At 67.9% G+C, this 20,689-nt stretch carries 21 protein-coding genes and 1 tRNA gene; 11 read left to right on the forward strand and 11 right to left on the reverse strand.

The genetic code is table 11. From position 1 onward, the window contains the following. Nucleotide 1 precedes the first annotated feature (1 nt). A complete protein-coding gene (locus GRI62_RS10875) occupies nucleotides 2-622 on the reverse strand; it encodes an ankyrin repeat domain-containing protein (RefSeq protein ID WP_234032907.1) in 621 nt (206 codons plus the stop codon). 93 nt (nucleotides 623-715) lie between these two features. On the opposite strand from GRI62_RS10875, the gene GRI62_RS10880 reads away from it, so the two are divergent. From GRI62_RS10880 to GRI62_RS10910, 7 genes are all read left to right on the forward strand, one after another. After that, complete coding sequence (locus tag GRI62_RS10880) at nucleotides 716-1,324, forward strand: SCO family protein (RefSeq protein ID WP_131453364.1); 609 nt, start codon at nucleotides 716-718, stop codon at nucleotides 1,322-1,324. Further along, the gene (locus GRI62_RS10885) at nucleotides 1,312-1,782 is read left to right on the forward strand and encodes a YcgN family cysteine cluster protein (protein ID WP_131453365.1); all 471 of its coding nucleotides are present in this window, start codon (nucleotides 1,312-1,314) and stop codon (nucleotides 1,780-1,782) included. The genes GRI62_RS10880 and GRI62_RS10885 overlap by 13 nt, the downstream gene beginning before the upstream one ends. After that, on the forward strand, nucleotides 1,757-2,536 hold the full coding sequence (locus GRI62_RS10890; RefSeq protein ID WP_234027441.1) for a M48 family metallopeptidase: 780 nt from the start codon (nucleotides 1,757-1,759) through the stop codon (nucleotides 2,534-2,536). The genes GRI62_RS10885 and GRI62_RS10890 overlap by 26 nt, the downstream gene beginning before the upstream one ends. 4 nt (nucleotides 2,537-2,540) lie before the next feature. Continuing rightward, on the forward strand, nucleotides 2,541-3,053 hold the full coding sequence (locus tag GRI62_RS10895; protein WP_131453366.1) for a hypothetical protein: 513 nt from the start codon (nucleotides 2,541-2,543) through the stop codon (nucleotides 3,051-3,053). Next, nucleotides 3,040-4,011, forward strand: coding sequence for a bifunctional diaminohydroxyphosphoribosylaminopyrimidine deaminase/5-amino-6-(5-phosphoribosylamino)uracil reductase RibD (gene ribD / locus GRI62_RS10900; protein WP_131453367.1), 972 nt, complete (start codon nucleotides 3,040-3,042; stop codon nucleotides 4,009-4,011). The genes GRI62_RS10895 and ribD overlap by 14 nt, the downstream gene beginning before the upstream one ends. Nucleotides 4,012-4,020: 9 nt before the next feature. After that, a complete protein-coding gene (locus GRI62_RS10905) occupies nucleotides 4,021-4,641 on the forward strand; it encodes a riboflavin synthase (RefSeq protein WP_131453368.1) in 621 nt (206 codons plus the stop codon). 99 nt (nucleotides 4,642-4,740) lie between these two features. Beyond that, entirely contained in the window at nucleotides 4,741-6,189 is a 1,449-nt protein-coding gene (locus GRI62_RS10910) for a B12-binding domain-containing radical SAM protein (protein ID WP_131453369.1), read from the forward strand. Between the two features lie 72 nt (nucleotides 6,190-6,261). Here GRI62_RS10910 and GRI62_RS10915 read toward each other — a convergent pair whose 3' ends face one another. The 3 genes from GRI62_RS10915 to GRI62_RS10925 all read right to left on the reverse strand — a co-directional run bounded on the left by GRI62_RS10915 (nucleotide 6,262) and on the right by GRI62_RS10925 (nucleotide 8,703). Next, nucleotides 6,262-6,513, reverse strand: coding sequence for a hypothetical protein (locus tag GRI62_RS10915; RefSeq protein ID WP_131453370.1), 252 nt, complete (start codon nucleotides 6,511-6,513; stop codon nucleotides 6,262-6,264). A gap of 120 nt (nucleotides 6,514-6,633) precedes the next feature. After that, a complete protein-coding gene (locus GRI62_RS10920; RefSeq protein ID WP_131453371.1) occupies nucleotides 6,634-7,809 on the reverse strand; it encodes an amino acid aminotransferase in 1,176 nt (391 codons plus the stop codon). 66 nt (nucleotides 7,810-7,875) lie between these two features. Beyond that, nucleotides 7,876-8,703, reverse strand: coding sequence for a DUF1134 domain-containing protein (locus GRI62_RS10925; protein WP_131453883.1), 828 nt, complete (start codon nucleotides 8,701-8,703; stop codon nucleotides 7,876-7,878). A gap of 233 nt (nucleotides 8,704-8,936) precedes the next feature. Here GRI62_RS10925 and GRI62_RS10930 point away from each other — a divergent pair. After that, nucleotides 8,937-9,028 (forward strand) — tRNA-Ser (locus tag GRI62_RS10930). Between the two features lie 218 nt (nucleotides 9,029-9,246). Here the strand turns inward: GRI62_RS10930 and GRI62_RS10935 are convergent. Next, entirely contained in the window at nucleotides 9,247-10,608 is a 1,362-nt protein-coding gene (locus GRI62_RS10935) for a helix-turn-helix domain-containing protein (protein WP_131453372.1), read from the reverse strand. 169 nt (nucleotides 10,609-10,777) lie between these two features. Between GRI62_RS10935 and GRI62_RS10940 the strand changes: the two genes are divergently transcribed. From GRI62_RS10940 to GRI62_RS10950, 3 genes are read left to right on the forward strand one after another with little or no spacing between them, the layout of a single operon-like run. After that, entirely contained in the window at nucleotides 10,778-12,373 is a 1,596-nt protein-coding gene (locus GRI62_RS10940; RefSeq protein WP_131453373.1) for an isocitrate lyase, read from the forward strand. A 23-nt stretch (nucleotides 12,374-12,396) separates the two neighbouring features. Then, nucleotides 12,397-12,579: a hypothetical protein gene (locus GRI62_RS10945; RefSeq protein ID WP_131453374.1), complete on the forward strand. Its 183-nt coding sequence runs from the start codon at nucleotides 12,397-12,399 to the stop codon at nucleotides 12,577-12,579. Nucleotides 12,580-12,583: 4 nt separating this feature from the next. Beyond that, a complete protein-coding gene (locus tag GRI62_RS10950; RefSeq protein WP_131453375.1) occupies nucleotides 12,584-14,725 on the forward strand; it encodes a malate synthase G in 2,142 nt (713 codons plus the stop codon). Nucleotides 14,726-14,735: 10 nt separating this feature from the next. Here GRI62_RS10950 and GRI62_RS10955 read toward each other — a convergent pair whose 3' ends face one another. The 6 genes from GRI62_RS10955 to GRI62_RS10980 all read right to left on the reverse strand — a co-directional run bounded on the left by GRI62_RS10955 (nucleotide 14,736) and on the right by GRI62_RS10980 (nucleotide 20,630). After that, nucleotides 14,736-16,019, reverse strand: coding sequence for a spinster family MFS transporter (locus GRI62_RS10955; protein WP_234027596.1), 1,284 nt, complete (start codon nucleotides 16,017-16,019; stop codon nucleotides 14,736-14,738). A gap of 127 nt (nucleotides 16,020-16,146) precedes the next feature. After that, entirely contained in the window at nucleotides 16,147-17,010 is an 864-nt protein-coding gene (locus tag GRI62_RS10960) for an enoyl-CoA hydratase-related protein (RefSeq protein ID WP_131453376.1), read from the reverse strand. Continuing rightward, a complete protein-coding gene (locus tag GRI62_RS10965; RefSeq protein WP_131453377.1) occupies nucleotides 17,007-17,987 on the reverse strand; it encodes an NAD(P)H-dependent flavin oxidoreductase in 981 nt (326 codons plus the stop codon). The genes GRI62_RS10960 and GRI62_RS10965 overlap by 4 nt, the downstream gene beginning before the upstream one ends. Nucleotides 17,988-18,131: 144 nt before the next feature. Further along, a complete protein-coding gene (locus tag GRI62_RS10970) occupies nucleotides 18,132-19,130 on the reverse strand; it encodes an NADPH:quinone oxidoreductase family protein (RefSeq protein WP_188669396.1) in 999 nt (332 codons plus the stop codon). A 13-nt stretch (nucleotides 19,131-19,143) separates the two neighbouring features. Next, nucleotides 19,144-19,332, reverse strand: a complete 189-nt coding sequence (locus GRI62_RS10975; RefSeq protein ID WP_131453378.1) for a hypothetical protein — start codon at nucleotides 19,330-19,332, stop codon at nucleotides 19,144-19,146. Continuing rightward, nucleotides 19,329-20,630, reverse strand: coding sequence for a TetR/AcrR family transcriptional regulator (locus GRI62_RS10980; protein WP_131453379.1), 1,302 nt, complete (start codon nucleotides 20,628-20,630; stop codon nucleotides 19,329-19,331). Before GRI62_RS10980 ends, GRI62_RS10975 begins: the two co-directional genes overlap by 4 nt. Nucleotides 20,631-20,689: the final 59 nt, after the last annotated feature.

Raw genomic sequence — 20,689 nt, forward strand, 5'->3', positions numbered from 1 at the left:
GTCAGAACACCGGGCCGTAGACGCGGCTCGCGGCCGCGCCATCCGTGGTCTGCGTCGAATCGATGATCGAGAGGATGCGCGGCGGCACCCCGCGCAAGGCGGCGTAATCGCGCGCACTGCGACCGGTGTTGTCCGCCCAGTCGGGATCGGCGCCGGCGCGCAGGAGGATTTCCATGAGCTGGGTATTGCGCGAATGCACGGCGGCAATCAGCGGGGTCTCGCCGGTCTGGTTGGCGACGTCCACCCGCGCTCCGCCCGCGATCAGCGCCTCGACGCCTTCAAGGAAACCGATCTCCGCCGCGGCGATCAGCGGCGTGCGTCCGCGGTTGTCGGCGATGTTGGGGTTGCCGCCTTCCTGGATCAGCCAACGCGTCCAGGTGAGGTCGCGGCGATCGACCACGACGTGCAGGCCCGTCTCTCCACTGGTGATGTCACGCGAATTGACGACGGTGGAACCCGGCTTGTTGAGCAGATCGGTCGCGTCGGTGCCGTTGCGATCCTTGACCGCCTTCAGGAACAATACGCTGTCGGAATAGAACTGCGCCGCCGCCGGCACGGCCACGGCCAGCCCGGCAATCGCGGCGAGGATTGTGATGATACTGCGAAGCGGCTTGAATACCACCGGCTTCCTCCTGTCAGAATGTGCGCAAAAGCCCTGTTCGTGCAGGGTTTGCTCCTTGCCTTGACCCCGTTAGCAGAGCATGAACGCCGCGTCATGCCCACACGTGGAAATCGCTTCGCCCCGCTCGCCCTCGCGCTGGCGGCCCTGTCGTCGCTCGCAGGTTGCGACGGGGGCGGCGCGGTGGCGGATGCGCCGCTGTACGGCAGTTCGCTGACGGGGGAGTACACCCTTTCCGATACGTCCGGTGCGCCCGTTTCCAACACCGATTTCGCCGGCCAGTACCAGCTCGTCTACTTCGGTTACACCTACTGCCCGAACGTCTGCCCGTTCGATGTGCAGCGGATGATGCGCGGCTACGACCTGTTCGCGCAGGAACACCCTGACCTCGCTGCCGACGTGCAACCGATCTTCGTCAGCGTCGACCCGGAGCGTGACACCCCGGCCAAGGTGGCCGAATACACCGGCGCCTTTTCCGACCGGCTGCTGGGGCTAACCGGCACACCCGCACAGCTGGAGGCGGCATCGGCGGCCTTCTTCTTCACCTATCAAAAGGTCGATCCGGTCGTGGAGGGCGGCGATTACGATATCCAGCACCCCAGCATCGGCTATCTCGTCGATCGCGAGGGGCAGCCGATGGCAACCATTCCCGTGGAGCAATCGCCAGAGGCCGTGGCGGCGGAACTCGAAAAATGGGTGCGCTGAGAGACCGCTTCTGGGAGCTCGACCTGGACACGCTCTCTCGCGAGGAGTGGGAGGCGTTGTGCGATGGCTGCGGCAAGTGCTGCCTGCACAAGCTGGAGGACGAGGACACGGGAGAGATCCTGCAAACCAACGTCGCCTGCAAGCTGCTCGACACCGGCACCGCGCGTTGCCGCGACTATCGCCACCGCAAGGCCTTCGTTCCCGATTGCCTGCGCCTCACGCCACGGCTGGTGAAGACGGTGTCGTGGCTGCCGCAAAGCTGCGCCTACATCCGCCGCGCCCGGGGGGAGCCCTTGCCGGACTGGCACCATCTCCTGACTGGCAGCCACGACGCGATGATCGAGGCGGGTGCAAGCATCGCCGGACGCTGCATCAGCGAGACGGTCGCGGGTCCGCTCGAACATCACCTGGCGGATTGGGACGCGCCGGGCGATGCGAACTGGGACGATGCCGGATGACGGCCCTGCCCGCATGATCGACTGGCTGCGCAATGCAGTGCAGGAGCCAAGCGTCGCGGTCGCCGGGCGCACGCTGCCCATCGCGCTGCGTCGCCATGCCCGGGCGCAGCGCCTGACCATGCGCCTAGCGCCGGACGGCAGCGAGCTGCGGATCACCCTGCCGCGCTGGGGCCGCACGATGGATGCCCTCGCCTTTGCCGAGGCGCGGCGTGACTGGATCGCGGACCAGCTGCGCAAGGTGCCGGAGACGCGCACGATCGGCGATGGCGAGCGCCTGCCCTTCCGCGGGCAGGAGCTGACCATCAGCTGGCAGGCGGGCGGCGGGCGCCGGGTCTCGCACGATGGCGACGTGCTGCGCGCAGGCGGACCGCGCGAAAGCCTGCCGGGCAGGATCCAGCGCTGGCTGGAAGGCGAGGCGCTGCGCCTCGCCGCAGACGATCTCGCATTCTATTGCGAACGCGCCGGGCTCCCGCCCCCCGAACTGCGGCTTTCCCGCGCCCAGCGACGCTGGGGATCGTGCTCGGGCGAGCCGGCGGCTGGCACGACACGGCGTATCCGCCTCAACTGGAGGCTGGTCATGGCACCCGACCATGTCCGCCGATCGGTGGTGGCGCACGAAGTCGCACATCTCGTGCATTTCGATCATTCGCCTGCCTTTCACGCCCTGCTGGCGCGGCTTTTCGAAGGCGATATCGCCACCGCCGATGGCTGGCTGAAGCACGAAGGCCGCAGCCTCTACGCCGTCTTCGGATGAGACGATGCGCGTGGCACTGGCGCAGCGCCGCCGTGCCGCCTATCTTGCGGGCATGTGGAATTTCCTGCGCAGCATCTCGCCCAAGAGAGCCGTCGGCGACTTTGCCGAAACCTGGCGCCAGCCCACCCCCCATCGCTGGCAGATCCTGGGGGTCGCCTGCGCGGCGACCTTTTGCGTGTTCATGCTGTTCATCCCCAAAAGCGAGCCCGGCCCGCCCGAACAACCGGAGCTGGTCTACATCTCCACCTTTGCCGACGGACGCTCCGATCCGGAAATCGTCGCCTCGAACTGCGCCAACCAGGAATTGCAGGACGAGATCGCGCTCGCAATTGCCGAGAACGAGGAGCGCCGACGCGAGCTGTACGCAGCACTGGGTCGCGCGACGTTCCTCGACGTGGACGAGATGGAGCGCGAGGCCGCCGCGCAGCGTGCTGCCGAGGCCGAGATGACCGGCGGGCCGAGCGAGGAAGAACTGGCACTGTCCATCGAGGAATACTGCGCGCGTGCCAGCGGCTGACGATGCCCGCTGGCTGGCCGCGGCCGCCGCGCTTGCCGAACGCGCTCGCCCCCTGTCGCGCCCCAATCCCGGCGTTGGCGCAATCATCGTGAAAGACGGCAAGGTCGCGGGGCGCGGGTGGACCCAGCCCGGCGGCAGACCCCATGCAGAGGCGATCGCGCTGGACACCGCGGGCGACGCGGCGCGTGGCGCAACGCTCTACGTAACGCTGGAGCCGTGCGCCCACCGGTCCGAGCGCGGGCCCGCCTGCGCCGATCTCGTCGCGGCGGCGGGGGTGGCGCAGGTGGTGATCGGCATGGCTGATCCCGATGCGCGCACCGCTGGCATCGGAGCCGCCCGGCTGGCCGATTCCGGCGTCGCGGTGCGGTGTGCGGACCTGCCGGCAGCGGACCTTGGCCTTGCCGGGCACGAGTGCGCGACCGTGCTTGGGCGCCCCCACGTCACCCTGAAGCTCGCCATGTCGCTCGACGGGTGCATTGCCGCCGCCTCGGGCGAAAGCAAGTGGATCACCGGCGACATCGCCCGTGCCCACGTCCACCGCGAACGCGCACGGGCCGATGCCATCCTCGTGGGTGGCGGGACATTGCGGACCGACTATCCCGCGCTCGACGTGCGCCTGCCCGGCCTGGAAACCCGCGCGCCGGAGCGCTGGGTGCTCACCCGCCAGGCAGCGCCCGAAGGCTGGCAGGCACTGCCCTCACCGCAGGCTATCGGTGGGATGGAAGGGGTGCGCTTTCTCTTCGTGGAAGGCGGCGCGGGTGCGGCGGCTGCGTTCCTCCAGCACGATCTGGTCGACCGACTGCTGCTCTATCGCGCGCCCATCCTCATCGGCGGTGGCAGGACCGGGGTGGGCGACATCGGCCTGGCCAGCCTTGCCGATGCGCATGGCCGCTGGCGGCGCGAGGATATTCGTCCACTCGGCCCCGACACTCTCGAAATCTACACCAGAACGCGTTAGGGCCCGCTCATGTTTACCGGCATCGTCACCGCCATCGGCACCGTGTCCCACGTCGAGCAGCGCGGCGACCTGCGGCTGCGCATCGATTGCCCGTTCGACCCGGCCGCCATCGCCATCGGTGCGAGCATCGCGTGTTCCGGCGTGTGCCTGACCGTGATCGACCGCGGCGGCGTGAAGGGAGAGGCGCATTTCAGCGTCGACGTTTCCGCCGAAACCGTATCGCGTACCGCGAAGGGCATGTGGACAGCAGGGCGCGAGCTCAACCTCGAGCCGTCGCTGCGCCTTGGCGATGAACTGGGCGGCCACATCGTGACCGGGCACGTGGATGCGGTCGGCCGCGTTGTCGACTGGCAGCCGGTCGGCGATTCGGAAGAAGTCACCATAGAAGCGCCTGCCGCGCTGGCGCCCTTCATCGCGGAGAAGGGCTCGATCTGCGTCGACGGGGTGTCGCTGACGGTCAACGCGATCAGCGACCGCGAGGATGGATCGGTGCGCTTCATGCTCAACATCATCCCGCACACTGCCGAGGCCACCACGCTTGGCGGGCTTGGCCAGGGGGCGGAGGTCAACCTGGAGGTCGACGCCATCGCCCGCTACCTCCACCGGATGCAGATGCTGCGCGCCAGCTGAAGCTTTTTCTCAACTATTGCTCATGGTCCGCTCACGACTGGCTCATGGCGCGGTGACAGCCCTGGAATAAGCCGATCCCTTTAACAAAGAGGGACCGCCATGCACATAAAGATGATCCTGCCCGCGCTGACGGAGGCAAAGAGCCCATTCTGGCGCCCGATCAAATATTCGCTGTTCCCACCGCTTGGCCTTGCCACGCTTGCAGCCTTTTGCGATCCGCAAGACGAGGTCGAGTTGGTTGACGAACACGTGCAACCCTTGCGCACCGACGACGCGCCCGATCTCGTCGTGATCCAGGTCTACATCACCAATGCCTACCGTGCCTACGCCCTGGCCGGCCTTTATCGGGAACGCGGATGCCACGTGGCGCTGGGCGGCCTCCACGTCACCTCCCTGCCGGACGAGGCCTCTGCCCACGCCGACACGATCTTCCTCGGCCCCGGCGAGCAGACCTTTCCGCAATTCCTGGCCGACTGGCGGGCCGGGCGGGCAAAGCCACGCTATATTTCGGGCCCCGGGCGCACCATCGTGGGCCTTCCGCCGGTCCGCCGCGACCTGATTCGGCGCAATCTCTACCTCGTGCCCAATTCCATCGTCGTCACGCGGGGCTGCCCGCAGCACTGCGGCTTCTGCTACAAGGATGCCTTCTTCCAGGGCGGAAAGGGCTTCTACACCCAGGCCGTGGACGAGGCGCTGGCGGAGATCGATCGCCTGCCGGGCCGCCACCTTTATTTCCTCGACGATCATCTGTTCGGCAACCGTCCCTTTGCCGAGGCGCTGTTTGCTGGAATGCGCGGCATGGGACGGATTTTCCAAGGGGCCGCGACACTCGACTCGATCCTGCGCGGCGATCTCGTCGATCGCGCTGCGGAGGCGGGGTTGAGGAGCCTTTTCGTAGGCTTTGAAACCTTCAGTCCTCAAAATCTGCGGGACAGCAACAAGAAACAGAACCTCGCCCGCGACTATGCCGCGGTCACCCGGCGATTGTCCGATGCTGGCGTGATGATCAATGGCAGCTTCGTGTTCGGCATGGACGATGACGGGCCGGACGTGTTCGATCGCACGGTGGAATGGGCAGTGACGAACGGCGTGACCACGTCCACGTTTCACGTCCAGACGCCCTACCCTGGCACGCAGCTGCACCGGCAGTTGTCCGCACAGGGCCGCATTGCCAGCCAGGACTGGGATCGTTACGATACCCGCCATGCGGTGTTTCGCCCGGCGCGAATGAGCGCCGCCCAACTGGAGGCGGGCTATTTCCGCGCCTATCGCGAGTTCTACGGTTGGCGGAACATCGGCCGGGCGGCCTGGTCACACGAACTGGTCCGGCACAAGGTCAAGCACTTCGCCTATTCGGCAGGATGGAAGAAATTCGAACCGCTGTGGGACATGATGATCAGCGCACGGCGGCTGGATCTGATGACGCCCCTGCTCGAGGCGGTGCTGTCCCGCGTGTCACGAGACGACATCCAGCCGGACTCCACCGGATCGCCGGGCGGGAGATCGAACGTACCAGGGCGCAAGGAACCAGCGGTCCTTCCGTCGTGACCCGCCTTCGCCATCGGCTCGCCATCGGCCCGCCACCCGCTGCCTGGCACGAGCCGCCGGGTCGGTAGCATCCTAACCGAACAACCGCTTCAGCAGTTTGCGGCCGCCCGTGTCGGGCTTGGAATGATCGCCCATCTCGAACAGGAAGTTGGCGAGCTGGGCAGCCTGGTTGCGATCCATCAGGTAGACGTGGGTGTGTACGTCCTGCTTGTCGTGCGGGGGCGGCTTGGTCACGCTCTGCACCCGCAGGGCGAGCCGCCCGTCGACCCAGCTGGACGTCCAGCCCACCAGTGCCCCGTAATCGATATGCGCCTTTTCCGTCACGCTATCCCCCTTCCCCAAATCATCTTCCGGCCTTTGACACGGGCGCTGCGACGGGCTTTCGCCGCTGGCTCGCTCCGGCGAAATCTTGCCTACCGAAGCGACCGGCACTGGCCGCTCGCCCTAGCCGGTGACGGCATCCAGCGCGGCGACGAACCGGTCGACGTTCGTCATGGTCAGCCCCGCCACGTTGATGCGGCCCGATCCTGCCATGTAGACGCCATGCGCGTCGCGCAGCGTCTGCACCTGCGCCGCGCTCACCGGCAGCATGGCGAACATGCCCTTCTGCCGCCCGAGCGGGGCCAGGTCGACCCCGCCGGCATGGCCCGCTGCGGCAAGCCTGGCACGGACCTCGCCGATCCGCTCGCGCATTGAGGCAAGCTCTGCCAGCCAGCTGGCGGTCAACGCCTCGTCCTCCAGCACCATGCGCACCGCGGCTCCGCCGTGATCCGGCGGCATCGACCAGTTGGCACGCGCCAGCGCGGCGGCGTTGGAAATGGCGCGCACGGTCGTATCCGCAATCGCGCTCTGCACCCAGAACGCGCCGACACGGTCGCGATAGAGGCCGAAGTTCTTGTCGCAGCTGTAGGCCACCAGCAGTTCGGGCACAGCGGCGGACACCGTGCGCAGGCCGTAGGCATCCTCGTCCATCCCGTCGCCCAGGCCCTGGTAGGCAAGGTCGATGACCGGCAGCATCGCGCTGTCGGCCAGCAGCGACGCGATCGCGTCCCACTGGACGGGCGTGTAGTCCACGCCGGTAGGATTGTGACAGCAGCCATGCAGCAGCAGCGCGTCGCCCTCCCCGGCATTTGCCAGCACCTGGCGCAGCGCTGCCATGTCGGCCGTGCCGTCGCTGGTAGCATGGTCGAAGGGAACCGCCTCCAGACCCAGATCGTCGAGGATCTGCGCATGGTTGGGCCAGCTCGGCACACCCATGAACACGCGGGTTATGCCGGCCTTTTTCGCCAGCCCGAAAGCCAGCCGCACAGCGCCCGTGCCCCCCGGTGTCTGCATCCCGTCGATGCGCCCGCCCGATGGCAGCGCGGTGCCGAAGACGTGCGGCTCCAGCGCGCGGACGAAGGCCATGTCGCCTTCGGGACCAAGGTAGGACTTGCTCTGCTGCCGGTCCACCAGCCGCTGTTCGGCATCCTTGATCGCGCGGAACACCGGTGTCGCGCCATCGGCCGTCTTGTAGACGCCGACGCCAAGGTCGATCTTGTCCTCGCGCGGGTCGGCATTGTGCAGCTTGATCAGCGCCAGCAGCGCATCGGGCGATTGTTGGTCGAGTCGGTCGAGCATGGTTGCGGTCAATGCCGCCCCGCCCGGCTCACCGCAAGATCAAGCGTCCCGCTGTGCCCGATCAGGTCAGAACGGCAACCACCGCTGGTTGCGGGAAAAGCGCAGATAACCGGCGTTGAGGCCCAGCCGCAGCCCTGCGCCCACGCGGATCGGAATCAGGACTACGTCGCCCTTGCGCACGTAACTGGCGTTGAAGCCACCCACCAGATAGGCCGCGCCCTCGCCCGCCGGAAAGCGTTCATACAGCTGATCGGTGTCGTTGAGATTGTAGACCAGCACGAAGGTATTGCCCGCATTGGCACCCACGTCGGCCCCGATCGACGGGCCGGTCCAGTAGACGGGCATATTGCCTTCGACCGCATGGTACAGCGTGCCCGATCCGTACCGAACGCCAAGCACGAAGGCGCCGCCGCCCTCACGACCGACGATGTAGCCGTTGGGCTCGCCCTGCTCTGCGAGGATACCCTGGATCAGCCGGGCCAGCCCTTCCGCCCCACGACCGAACAGACCCTCTGCCGCGCCGATCAGATCATCCTCGGCATAGGTTGTCTGCGGAGCCTGGTCGCCGGGAACGTCCGTTACCGCCTCGCTGGCGGCCTGGCTGTACTGCTGGGGCGGCAGGTCGAGCGCCTCGCCCGAAGCCGAACCGTCATCCTGCCGGGTTTCATACCGCGCGCTCGCCTCGCCACTGGCATATCCGCCGTCCCATGCCCCGCCGATGGTCTGGTCCGCAGGAGCGGTCTGCACACCGGGAGAGTCCATCAGGTCGCCATCGATGGCGGTATTCGGATCGACGGATTGCATGTCCTGAGCGGCGGCAGGCGCGGCCAGCATCGCCAGCGGCAACAGGGCCGCCAGCGCGCGAACGCGGAACATCGTGGTAAAGCTGGTCATCTGGCCCATCCCTTCCGCCCCCTGCCGATCACGCAGGGATGCAAAGTCTACGCGCACAAGAGTCCCCGCCCGCTGAAGCAGCAATGAATAGGCGTCAGGGCGAATCCATTTTGCGACGAAGCGAATTTTCCAGCTCGGAGCGACCTTGGGGAGAGGGCCTGCGACACAATTGCCGATCCGCCCTTGAAGCCTGCCGCACCCGTCGTTATAGCGCCGGTCCTGCCGCTGGGTCCGGAGACGTGGGTGAGTGGCTGAAACCAGTTCCCTGCTAAGGAACCATACCTCTATCGGGGTATCGAGGGTTCGAATCCCTCCGTCTCCGCCACCTGCGCAACTTACTTCGGAAATTCAGTGCTTGAGTTAAAGGCTCATCCCGAGCCTTCCTTTGGCAAACAGGTGGCTACGCACCGCTTGATGGCGATGTTGCGGAAGGCACGCACGACGAACTGATCGCGCTGGGCAAGACCTATCGCACGCTGTTCGGCGCGCAGGCGCGCTTCTACGCCGCGCAATAACGACAGTCCGATACGCTCGGCGGCGGTATCATTCGCCTGCAAAGACGAAGGGCACGCCGGCCTCCCTGAAGCGGGCGGGCAGCAGTTCGCGGCCCACCGGCGGGGCGGAGCGGGCGATGCAGCGCGGGTGATGGCAGATCCGGCAGGCAAGGCCGATGGGCTCTGCCGCAAGGCTCCCCACGCCCTGGCCATAGACCGTGCGGTCCGCGTCGGTGGCAGCGCATACCAGCGCCACGGCGCGCAGCGCGCGCGGCGCGCCCCAGGCAAGGCCGCCCGCCTCCACCGTGCGCGCGATGGAGAGATAGCGCTCGCCGCCGGGCAGTTCGACCGATTGCACGTCGATGTGGCCGGGACGGTCGAAGACGTGGTGGATGTTCCACAGCGGGCAGCGCCCGCCGTGGGCGGCGAAGGGGAAGCCCGCCCCGTCCAGCCGCTTCGACACGTTACCCGCCCGATCGATGCGCAGGAAGAAAAACGCCACCGCGTCTGATCCGGGGCGTTGCAGCGTGGTCAGGCGATGCGCCGCCTGCTCGAAACTGACCGTGAAGCGCGCGGCGAGCAGCGCGATGTCGTAACGCGTCTGGCGCGCGGCCCGCGCAAAGGCATCGAAAGGCATCAGCAGCGCTGCCGCCCAATAGGATTGCAGCGCACGGCGCGCCAGCAGCCGGGCATCGTCGCCGGAAAAGCGCCCCTCGGCCAACAGCGCCTCGATCGCCTCGCCCTGTTCGAGGATCGCCAGTTGCAGGGCAAGCTGGAACGCGCGCGCCGCGGGGCCGAGCGCTTCGTGGATCAGCACGCGACGCCGATGATAGTCGTGGAACCGCAAGGCCCCGTGCAGCAACGCGTCGTCGGCCACTTCCACCGTCAGCCCGTGCCTGTCCCTGATGCGCCCCGCCATGGCGCCAAAGTCGACCGCCTCCTGCGCGGTCGCGGCGGCGCTGGCGTCGAGTTCAGGAAAGGCATTGCGCCGCGCGGCGAGAAAGGCCCGTGCCTCGCTTACGGGATCGCGCACCTCGTTCCCGGCGCTCCGGTCAGCCAAGGCGAGTTGCTCTTCGGCATGCGCCAAATCGAGCCGCAGGAAAGCCTCGGCAAAGCCGGGATAGCTGGTCGCCACGTCGGCCACGTCGAGGGCGGGCAGGTCGATGTCGGAAAACATCGGCGCCCGCAAAGCCGCCTGTAAGCGCCGGGCGGTTTCCTCGTCCTCGTTGCCCGCCAGATCGGCCAGGTCGACGGCATAGATGCGCGCCAGGCGCAGCAGCAGGTCGGCCGTGACGGGTCGCTGGTTGCGCTCCATCAGGGCGATGTAGCTGGGGGAGATCTCCAGGTCCTCGGCCATCTTGGCCTGGGTCAGCGCAAGATCGCGGCGGATGCGCTTGAGGCGCGGACCCATGTAGCTCGGCTTTCCCACGCTGTTCGCCCCCTCCTGCGCTGTTAAGCCTGTCAGCCTTCTACAACATTACAGACTAGTCTTGTAAAGATTGACAAGTCCACACCGCAGCGGATTTCGGGGCGGTGCGGCGGGGTCCACAAGGGTGGCAGACCATTCGAGGGATCCTGTCATGACCTACGCTTCCACCATCGCCCAGATGCGCCATAGCGCCGATACCGCCGGCGCCACCTGGGCCGGCGTCGATCCCGTCGCGGCCGCGCGGATGCGGGTGCAGAACCGCTTTCCCACCGGGCTCGACATCGCGCGCTACACCGCCGCGATCATGCGAGCCGACATGGCCGCCTACGATGCGGACCCCGCTGCCTACACCCAGTCGCTGGGCTGCTGGCACGGGTTCATCGGGCAGCAGAAGATGATCGCCATCAAGAAGCATTTCGGCACCACCAAGGGGCGCTACCTCTACCTGTCCGGCTGGATGATCGCCGCGCTGCGCAGCGAGTTCGGCCCCCTGCCCGACCAGTCGATGCACGAGAAGACCAGCGTGCCCGCGCTGATCGCCGAACTCTACACTTTCCTGCGCCAGGCCGACGCCCGCGAACTGGGCGGCCTGTTCGGTGAGCTGGACGCAGCCAAGGCGGCCGGCGATGCCGTCAGCACCCATCGCCTGCTGCACGCCATCGACGCGCATCAGACCCACGTCGTCCCGATCATTGCCGACATCGATGCAGGGTTCGGCAATGCCGAGGCAACCTATCTGCTCGCAAAGAAGATGATCGAGGCGGGCGCCTGCGCCATCCAGGTGGAGAACCAGGTTTCCGACGAAAAGCAGTGCGGCCACCAGGACGGCAAGGTCACCGTGCCGCACGAGGACTTCCTGCAGAAGATCCGCGCCATCCGCTACGCCTTTCTCGAACTCGGTGTGGAGGACGGGATCATCGTCGCGCGCACCGATTCGCTCGGTGCCGGCCTCACCAAGCAGATCGCCTTTACCCGCGAACCCGGCGACCTTGGCGACCAGTACAACGCCTTCCTCGACTGCGAGGAGGTCGATCCGGCTGACATCGGTACGGGAGAGGTGCTCGTCAGCCGCGAGGGCAGGCTGCTGCGCCCCCGGCGCCTGCCCTCCAACCTCTACCAGTTCCGTCCCGGCACGGGCGAGGACCGCTGCGTGCTCGACTGCACCACGTCGCTGCAGAACGGCGCGGACCTGCTGTGGATCGAGACCGAGAAGCCGCATATCGAACAGATCGCCGGCATGGTCGACCGCATCCGCGCGGTCGTGCCGGACGCCAAGCTCGTCTACAACAACTCGCCCAGCTTCAACTGGACGCTGAACTTCCGCCAGCAGGTGTTCGACGCCTGGCAGGCCGAGGGCCGCGATCTTGCCGCCTATGACCGGGCGCGGTTGATGAGCGTGGACTACGACGCCACCGACCTGGGCGTGGAGGCCGACGAGCGCATCCGCACCTTTCAGGCCGATGCGGCGCGGCGGGCGGGCATATTCCATCACCTCATCACCCTGCCCACCTATCACACGGCGGCGCTGAGCACCGACAACCTCGCCAGGCGCTATTTCGGCGAGGAAGGGATGCTCGGCTATGTCAGGCAGGTGCAGCGCGAGGAGATCCGCCAAGGCATCGCCTGCGTGCGGCACCAGAACATGGCCGGCTCCGACCTCGGCGACGCGCACAAGGAGGCCTTTGCCGGAGAAGCCGCGCTGAAGGCCGGCGGCGCGCACAACACCATGAACCAGTTTGCCGCCTGATTTTAGCCCGAAGGAGAACCATCATGTCCACAGCCACCCTGTCCGAAAACTTCCCGTCTGAACCCGTCCAGTCCCGCCCCGTCTTCGCCAAGCAGGATTTCCCCCTCCTGCGCCGCGCCCTGGCCGAATTCGTGCGCAACAATCCCGACGATGCCGACAATTCGCGCATGGCGAACCTGCATCACCGCCTTGGCCGGATCGGATAACGCCATGGCGAGCGCGGCATCGATCGATCCGGCCGGGACAGCCTCGGCGGGCACGGTAGGCCGCGCCGGCCTCACCGTCGCCACCGCGCTCGCTGCCTTCGTGGAGGACGAAGCATTGCCCGGCACGGGCATTGCGCCCGATGCCTTCTGGCAGGGCTTCGCCGCGCTGCACGACCGCTTCACGCCGGAGAACCGCGCGCTTCTCGCCACGCGCGAGGCGCTGCAGGCGCGCATCGACGACTGGCACCGGGCGAACCCCGATGCCGGCACCGGTGCGCCCGAGGCGTTCCTGCGCGAAATCGGTTACCTGGTTCGCGAGCCTGCGCCGTTCCGCATCGCAACCCATGGCGTCGATCCAGAGATAGCCCGGATCGCCGGGCCGCAGCTGGTCGTGCCGGTCCTCAACCCGCGCTTCCTGCTCAACGCCGCCAACGCGCGCTGGGGCAGCCTCTACGATGCGTTTTACGGAACCGATGCGCTAAATGGCGGGGCAGCGCCCGCCGGGCCTTATAACGCCGAACGCGGCGCGCGGGTCGTCGCCGCGGCCCGGCATTTCCTCGACGCGGCCTGTCCGCTGGCCGAGGGAAGCTGGGCCGATTGGCAGGGCGGTGTCCCGGCGCTTGCCGACCCGTCGCAGCTGCGCGGCCTGCGCCCTACCGATTGCGGCACGGAGCTGCTGCTGGCGAACAACGGCCTGCACATCGAACTCGTCATCGATCGCAACCATCCCATCGGCGCGGCGCATCCGGCGGGGCTTGCCGACGTGCGGCTGGAGAGCGCGCTCTCCACCATCGTCGACCTGGAGGATTCGGTTGCTGCCGTCGATGCCGAGGACAAGGTCGCCGCCTATCGCAACTGGCTGGGGCTGATGCAGGGAACGCTGGAGGCCAGCTTCGCCAAGGGCGGCAAGGCGCTCACCCGGCGCCTGGAAGAGGACCGCGCGTGGACCGCGCCCGACGGCAGCGACCTGCGGCTGAAGGGCCGCGCCCTGCTGCTGGTGCGCAATGTCGGCCACCTGATGACCACCCCGGCCGTGCTGCTGCCCGATGGCAGCGAGGCGTTCGAAGGCATCTGCGATGCGGCCATCACCTGCCTCGCCGCGCTGCACGATCGCGGCAGCAACAGCGCCACCGGCGCCATCTACGTGGTGAAGCCCAAGATGCACGGGCCGGACGAATGCGCCTTTGCCAATGACCTGTTCGACGCGGTGGAGGACATGCTCGGCCTGCCGCGGGACACGATCAAGATCGGCGTGATGGACGAGGAGCGGCGCACGAGCGCCAACCTCGCCGCGTGCATTCACGCCGTGCGGACCCGCGTGTTCTTCATCAACACAGGCTTTCTCGATCGCACCGGCGACGAGATCCATACCGCGATGCTGGCAGGGCCGGTCCTGCCCAAGGCCCGCATCAAGGAGGCCAAGTGGATCGCCGCCTACGAGGCGCGCAATGTGCAGATCGGGCTCGCCTGCGGGTTTGCGGGCCGGGCGCAGATCGGCAAGGGCATGTGGGCGGCGCCCGACATGATGCAGGCCATGGTCGAGCAGAAGATCGCCCATCCGCTGAGCGGTGCCAGCACGGCATGGGTGCCTTCGCCCACGGCAGCGACATTGCACGCCATGCACTATCACCGCGTCGCGGTGACAGGGGCGCAGGCGGCGCGCATGGGCGAGGCCCCCGCGCCGCTCGCCGACTTGCTGACCGTGCCGCTGCTGGACGGGGAGACACTGTCGCCCGAGGCTATCGCCCACGAGCTCGATACCAATGTCCAGGCCATCCTCGGCTATGTCGTGCGCTGGGTGGAACAGGGCGTTGGTTGCTCCAAGGTTCCCGACCTTGCCGGTATCGGCCTGATGGAGGATCGCGCCACGCTGCGGATTGCCAGCCAGCACATCGGCAACTGGCTGCTGCACGGCCTTGTCAGCGAAGGCGAGGTCGATGGGGCGCTGCGGCGCATGGCGGCCAAGGTGGACGCGCAGAACGCCGGCGATCCGGCCTACGTGCCGATGGCGGGGCGGGAAGGCACATCGCCCGCCTACCGCGCCGCACGGGCGCTGGTGATGGAGGCCTGCGAGCAACCGGGCGGCTATACCGAGCCGCTGCTGCATGTCTGGCGCCGCGAAGCCAAGTGGGAGGGATGCGCCTGAGAGGCGGACCCTAGGCCGCTTCCTCCACCCAGTCCCTGCCGATGGTGCGCGCCGCCAGCAGCATCAGTACCCCTGCCACCACGTAGAGCGGCAGCACCGTCAGGATCGACATGCGCAACGACGCGTCACCGTAAATCGGGGCATAGGCATCGGATATGAGCCCGAGGCCATAGATCCCGCCGCCCAGCCCGATGAGGTTGTTGATGAGCAGGAACAGCGCCGATGCCGTGGCACGCGCGGGCGGGTCCACCAGGTGCTGCACCGCCGTCAGCACAGGGCCGAACCACACGTAGGCGAGGCCCTGCGGCACGATGAACAGTGCAAAGGCCAGCCACAGGTTGTCGGTCAGCACGCCGGCGGCATAGATCGGCGCGCCCAGGATGAAGGCGATGGCGGGCAGGCGCGCATACCACTTGCGATTGCCGCCCAGCCGGTCTGCAATGGCGCCGCCGGCCAGCATTCCCGTCACGCCCCCCAGCAGCAGAACGCCGCCGATGAACAGCGATGTCTCCCACAGGCCGATGTCGAATGTGCGCAGGATGTAACTCGGCTTCCAGAAGCCGATACCGTATCCCAGCATCGAACTCGTCGCCGCGCCGAAAGCGAGAAACCAGAAGCTTGGCTTGCGCGACAGCAGGCGGAACACCGCCCAGACCGACTTACGCGGCGGTGCGCCCTCCACTGGCGCGGCGCGCGGCGGGTCCTTTACCACCAGCTTGAACAGCGGGGCGATCAGGATGCCGAGGCCGCCCATCACGAAAAAGGCCGTGCGCCAGTCCACTGTCGAGGCGAAATAGCCGCCCGCCAGCACGCCGATGGCGCTGCCCACCGGCACGCCGAGCGAATAGATCGCCAGCGCCGTCGCCCGGCGGCGCGGGGGGAAATAGTCGGCGACAAGGGCATAACTTGGCGCGACCCCGCCCGCCTCGCCCACGCCCACGCCCACCCGCGCAAGGAACAGGTGGAGGAAACTTTGCGCCATGCCGCACAGCGCGGTGAACGCGCTCCAGAACACCAGCGCGATCGTGATGACCCAGCTGCGACTGGTACGATCCGCCACGGCCGACAGCGGCACGGCCAGCGTGGAATAGAGCACGGCAAAGGCCAGTCCGCCCAGCAGGCCCATTTCTCCGTCCGACAGGCCCAGCTCGGCCTGGATCGGTGCCGCCAGGATCGACAGCATCATCCGGTCGAGGAAGTTGAAGATATAGACCAGCAGCAGCATGGCCAGCACGAGGCTGGCGCCGGGCAGCGGGGTGCGCGGGCTGCCGGTATCCGGTGAAGCGGACTGCATCATGCCTGGTTTCCCCCGTTGCGCACTGGAACGGCAAGGGGCCGCATCGCGTGACCCGGTCCCCGTCCGCCCGCGCGCGCCCGTTTCCCGAGATGGCGTGGGTCGGGGCGGCGCCGGGCAAAAGGCATCATCGGAAATCCGGCTCCGCCGCCCAGTCCATCAGCGGCATGGCGGCGGACACGGTGTCGGGATAGCTGGCCTCGCGCTTTTCGCGGAAGGCGGCGATGCCCTCGCGCACGTCGTTGCCGCGCCCGCGGGCGGCGAAGACACGGCTGTCGACGCGGTGCATGTCCATCGGGTGCGCCATGGTCATCCCCTGCCACATCAGCTGGCGGGCGAGCGCGACCGAGACGGGCGCGGAGCTGGCGGTCATTTCCAGTGCCTTGTCCTTCGCCGCGTCGAGTAGCGCGCCCGGCGCATGGAGCGATTGCACGAGACCCGCCGCCAGCGCCTCTTCCGCGCCGAACACGCGGCCCGAGTATGTCCAGTCGAGCGCCTTGGGCACCCCCACCAGCCGCGGCAGGAACCAGCCGGAGCAGGCTTCCGGCGTCACCCCGCGCCGGGCGAAGACGAAGCCATACCGGGAATCGGTGGCGGCCACGCGCCAGTCCATCGCCAGCTGCATCGTCGCTCCGATGCCTACCGCCGCGCCGTTGGAGGCGGCGAGCACGGGCTTCAGGCTGCGAAAGATGCGCAGCGTGACCATGCCGCCGCCGTCGCGGTCCGGCCCGCCAATATCTTCGGTCTGGCCACGCTTGTCGTAATCGAAGGTGTCTTCCCCGCCCGACAGGTCGGCCCCGGCGCAAAAGGCGCGGCCCGATCCGGTGAGGATCACCGCGCGCACGCCGTCATCCGCATCGGTCAGGTCGAACAGCGCCAGCAGGTCCGCGATCATGGCGGGATTGAAGGTGTTCATCGCCTCCGGCCGGTTGAAGGTCGCGACCGCGAGGCCGCCGTCCATCGTCAGGTCGAGCGTCTTGAAATCGGTCATCCGGCGTTTTCCAGCAGCGCGGGCAGGCGGCGGGCGGCGACGTCCCGCGCCTCGGTCATGATACGGTCCACCAGTTCGGCCACCGTGGGCACGTCGTGGATCAGGCCCTGCGCCATGCCCGCCCAGTAGAGGCCGGCGCCCATGTCGCCGCTCTCCATGACCGAGCGCCCCTTCGCACCCGCCACCAGGTGCGCCACGTCGGCGAACGCGGCATCGGGCCGGTCGAGCAGCGCCACGACCTCGTCCGACACGCTGTTGCGGCCCACGCGCGCGGTGTTGTGCAGCTTGCGGAAGATGAGGTTGGTGTCCCGCTCCGTACTGGCGACGATTGTGTCCTTTACGTTCTCGTGGATCGCGCACTCCTGCGTGGCGAGGAAGCGGGTCCCCATGTTCACCCCCTCCGCTCCCAGCGCCATGGCGGCGACCAGCCCGCGCCCGTCGGCGATGCCGCCGCTGGCGATGATGGGAATGTCGAGCGCATCGGCCGCCGCCGGGATCAGCACCAGCCCGCCGATGTCATCCTCCCCCGGATGGCCGGCGCATTCGAACCCGTCGATGGAGATGACGTCCACCCCCATCCGCTGGGCGGAGAGCGCGTGGCGCACCGCGGTGCACTTGTGGATGACCTTGACGCCGTTCGCCCTGAAGTCGTCGACGTGCTCCTGCGGGCGGTGGCCGGCGGTCTCGACCACGGTGATGCCCGCCTCGATGATGGCGCGGCGATACTCGGCATAGGGCGGCGGCTGCATCGTCGGCAGGATGGTGAGGTTGACGCCGAAGGGCTTGTCCGTCCGCTCGCGCACATTGGCGATCTCGCGCGTCAGGTCTTCGGGCGTGGGCTGGGTCAGCGCGGTCAGCACGGCCAGCGCGCCAGCTTCGGCGACGGCGGCGACCAGCGGCGCGCGGCCCACCCACTGCATCCCGCCCATCATGATCGGATGCTCGACACCGACCATCTGCGTGAAGCGATTGCGCATTATCTCTCCCTGCCGCGATTCGCTGCTCGGAATCGCTGACACCGCGAGCATTGCCTACCTTGCGCGATCGGGCAACAGGCATTTCTGAAGGTCGGGAATGTAGCGCGTCCCCTTGCGACGGAGAGAAGCCGAACGGCTAGTATGCTAGGCTATCCTTACCACCACCTTGCCCACGGCGCGCCGCTCGGCAAGGTGGCGGATCGCCGCGCCGCCCTCGGCCAGGGGATAGGTGCGGTCGATACGCGGGGTGATCGTGCCCGCCTGCCACCAGTCCAGCAACTGCGCGACATGGGCCGCGTTCGCCGCCGGGTCGCGCACGGCGAAGCCGCCCCAGAACACCCCGCGCACGTCGCAGCTTTTCAGCAGCGTCAGGTTGAGCGGCAGCCTGGGAATGCCCGCCGGGAAGCCGACCACCAGATAGCGCCCTTCCCACGCGATGCTCCGCAGCGCCGGCTCGCAGTAGTCGCCGCCGACCGGATCGTAGATCACGTCCGCCCCGCCCGGCCCCACCGCGTCCTTGAAGGCCTCGGCCAGCGCGCGGCTTGCCTCCTTGTCAAACGGGGCGCGGCCATAGAGCATGGTGGCATCGGCCCCGGCGGCCCGGGCGGCCTCGGCCTTGTCTTCGCTGGAAACGGCAGCGACGACGCGCGCGCCCATGGCCTTGCCGATCTCCACCGCCGCCAGCCCCACGCCGCCCGCCGCGCCCAGCACCAGCAGCGACTGTCCGGCCGCCAGTTGCCCGCGATCCTTCAGCGCGTGGATGGTGGTGGCATAGGTCATCAGCAACGCCGATCCGGCCACCGGGTCCGCACCGTCGGGCAGGCGGAACGCGCGCGCCGCGTCCACGACCATCTGCTCCACCAGACCGCCAAAGCCGGTGACGGCGATCAGGCGGTCGCCCACCTCCCAGCCCCCCACTCCCTCACCCACCGCCATCACCTCGCCAGCGATCTCGGCACCGGGCGCGAAGGGGCGTGGCGGGCGCATCTGGTACTTGTCCTCGATGATCAGCACGTCCGGGTAATTGATCGCGCAGGCAAGCACGCGCACGCCGAGCTGGCCCTTGCCGGCCACGGGCGCGTCGATCTCTGTCAGCGCGAGCGTTTCGGGGCCGCCGGGCGCAGTGGAGAGCAGGGCTTTCATCAGTGTTTTCTCCTCATAAGGGTAAGGCCGGTTCCGTAAGCGTCTCGACCAGCCGCGCGCGCAGGGCGGCATCGACGCCGATGGCCTCCGGCGAGAACGCATCGCGCATGGCCGCCTGCGCCATGCCGCCCCCGTCGGCACCGATGAACAGCGAGCAGGCCATGCCGTCCTCGCCCGCGACGATCCGCGCGGTCAGGCTCACGCCTCGCCCAGGATGGCGGCGGGATCGGCGAACAGCCCCCGCGTCAGGCACGAGGCGTAGAGGCGGATCGCCGATGCCCGGTCCATCCCGGCCGCCCAGTTCCTGAGGTCGTAGGCCGAATTGAGCATGGCGGCGATTGTCTGGCTGGCGATCAGCGGGTTCACCAGGCGGATGGAGCCTTCCTGCGCACCTTCGATCAGCGTGTTGCCATACCGCAGCGCAGTGCGGTCGGACCGGGCGACGACATCGGCGCGCACCTCCAACGGCAGGGCCTGGAGAGCGGAGGTGCGGGTGAGTGGAAACTCGCCTTCGAATTGCAGGTCCATCAAGGTGGCCATCGTCGCCTCCAGGTGCTCCCACTGCGTCGCGCCGACGCGCTGCGCCGCGCATTGCACGGTGGAAATCCGCTTGAAGCTGCGGCGAAAGCATTCGAGGATGAGGTCGTCCTTGGCGTCAAGGTGGTGGTAGAAGCTGCCCTTCGTCACCTCCAGCTCGTCCACGATTTTCACGACCGACGCCCCGCGATAGCCGGCCTCGTTGATCAGCCGCGTCGCGACGCCGAGGAAATTGGGCACCCCCGATCCGCCCGGCACGCTCTCGGCATCGGTTTGCTCGCCCTGATCGCTGCCCGGCGGCAGGGGCGCGGGCGACCAGCGGGTGCCCGGCATGGCGAGCCCGTTTTCCAGCAGGTCGAACAGCTGCGCATGAACGCGCCGAAACTCGTCGATGGGAAAGCGCGTCAGCCATACCGGCAGCCAGAAGACGGTTTCCTGCAACAGGTGCGCGCGCGCCGTCATCAGGGGCTTGTCGCGGGTGGGAAATTCCCCCCACAGCGCGCGGGTAGCGCGGAACAGGTCGACATACTGGTCGAGCAGCGGGCGGCGGATGTCCTCGTCCAGCGTGCGAACCTCGGACAGGGTGGCGATGGGCACGTCGCGGCCGCGGATGACATCGGCGCGCAGCCGAACGTGCAGCGCCAGCAGGCAGCTCACCCGTTCGCGCGGAGTCGGTTGCTGTGCCGCCGTGTCGACCATGGCGCGCAGCCGCTCCATCGCGCGTTCGAACACCGCGGCGGCCAGCACGTCCTTGCGCGGGAAGTAATAGGTGACGCTGGTGGTGCTGAGCTGCACCGCCTGCGACACGGCCTGCAGCGTGGTCGCCTTGGCGCCGCGATCGTTGATGAGCGTGGTGGCCGCGCCCAGCAGCGCATCGCGCTTGCGCTCGTAGCGGTCGCGGCGGTCGACCTGCCCGGGGCCCTTCGCGTCGGTGGAAGCGCGTTCTGCGGATTTGGCTGCCATGCCCGTTCCATGCCCCATTCGCGGGCACGCGCCAAGCGATGTTTCGCCTTGTGCGCCAT

It is taken from the genome of Aurantiacibacter arachoides, assembly GCF_009827335.1.
GTDB lineage: Bacteria > Pseudomonadota > Alphaproteobacteria > Sphingomonadales > Sphingomonadaceae > Alteraurantiacibacter > Alteraurantiacibacter arachoides.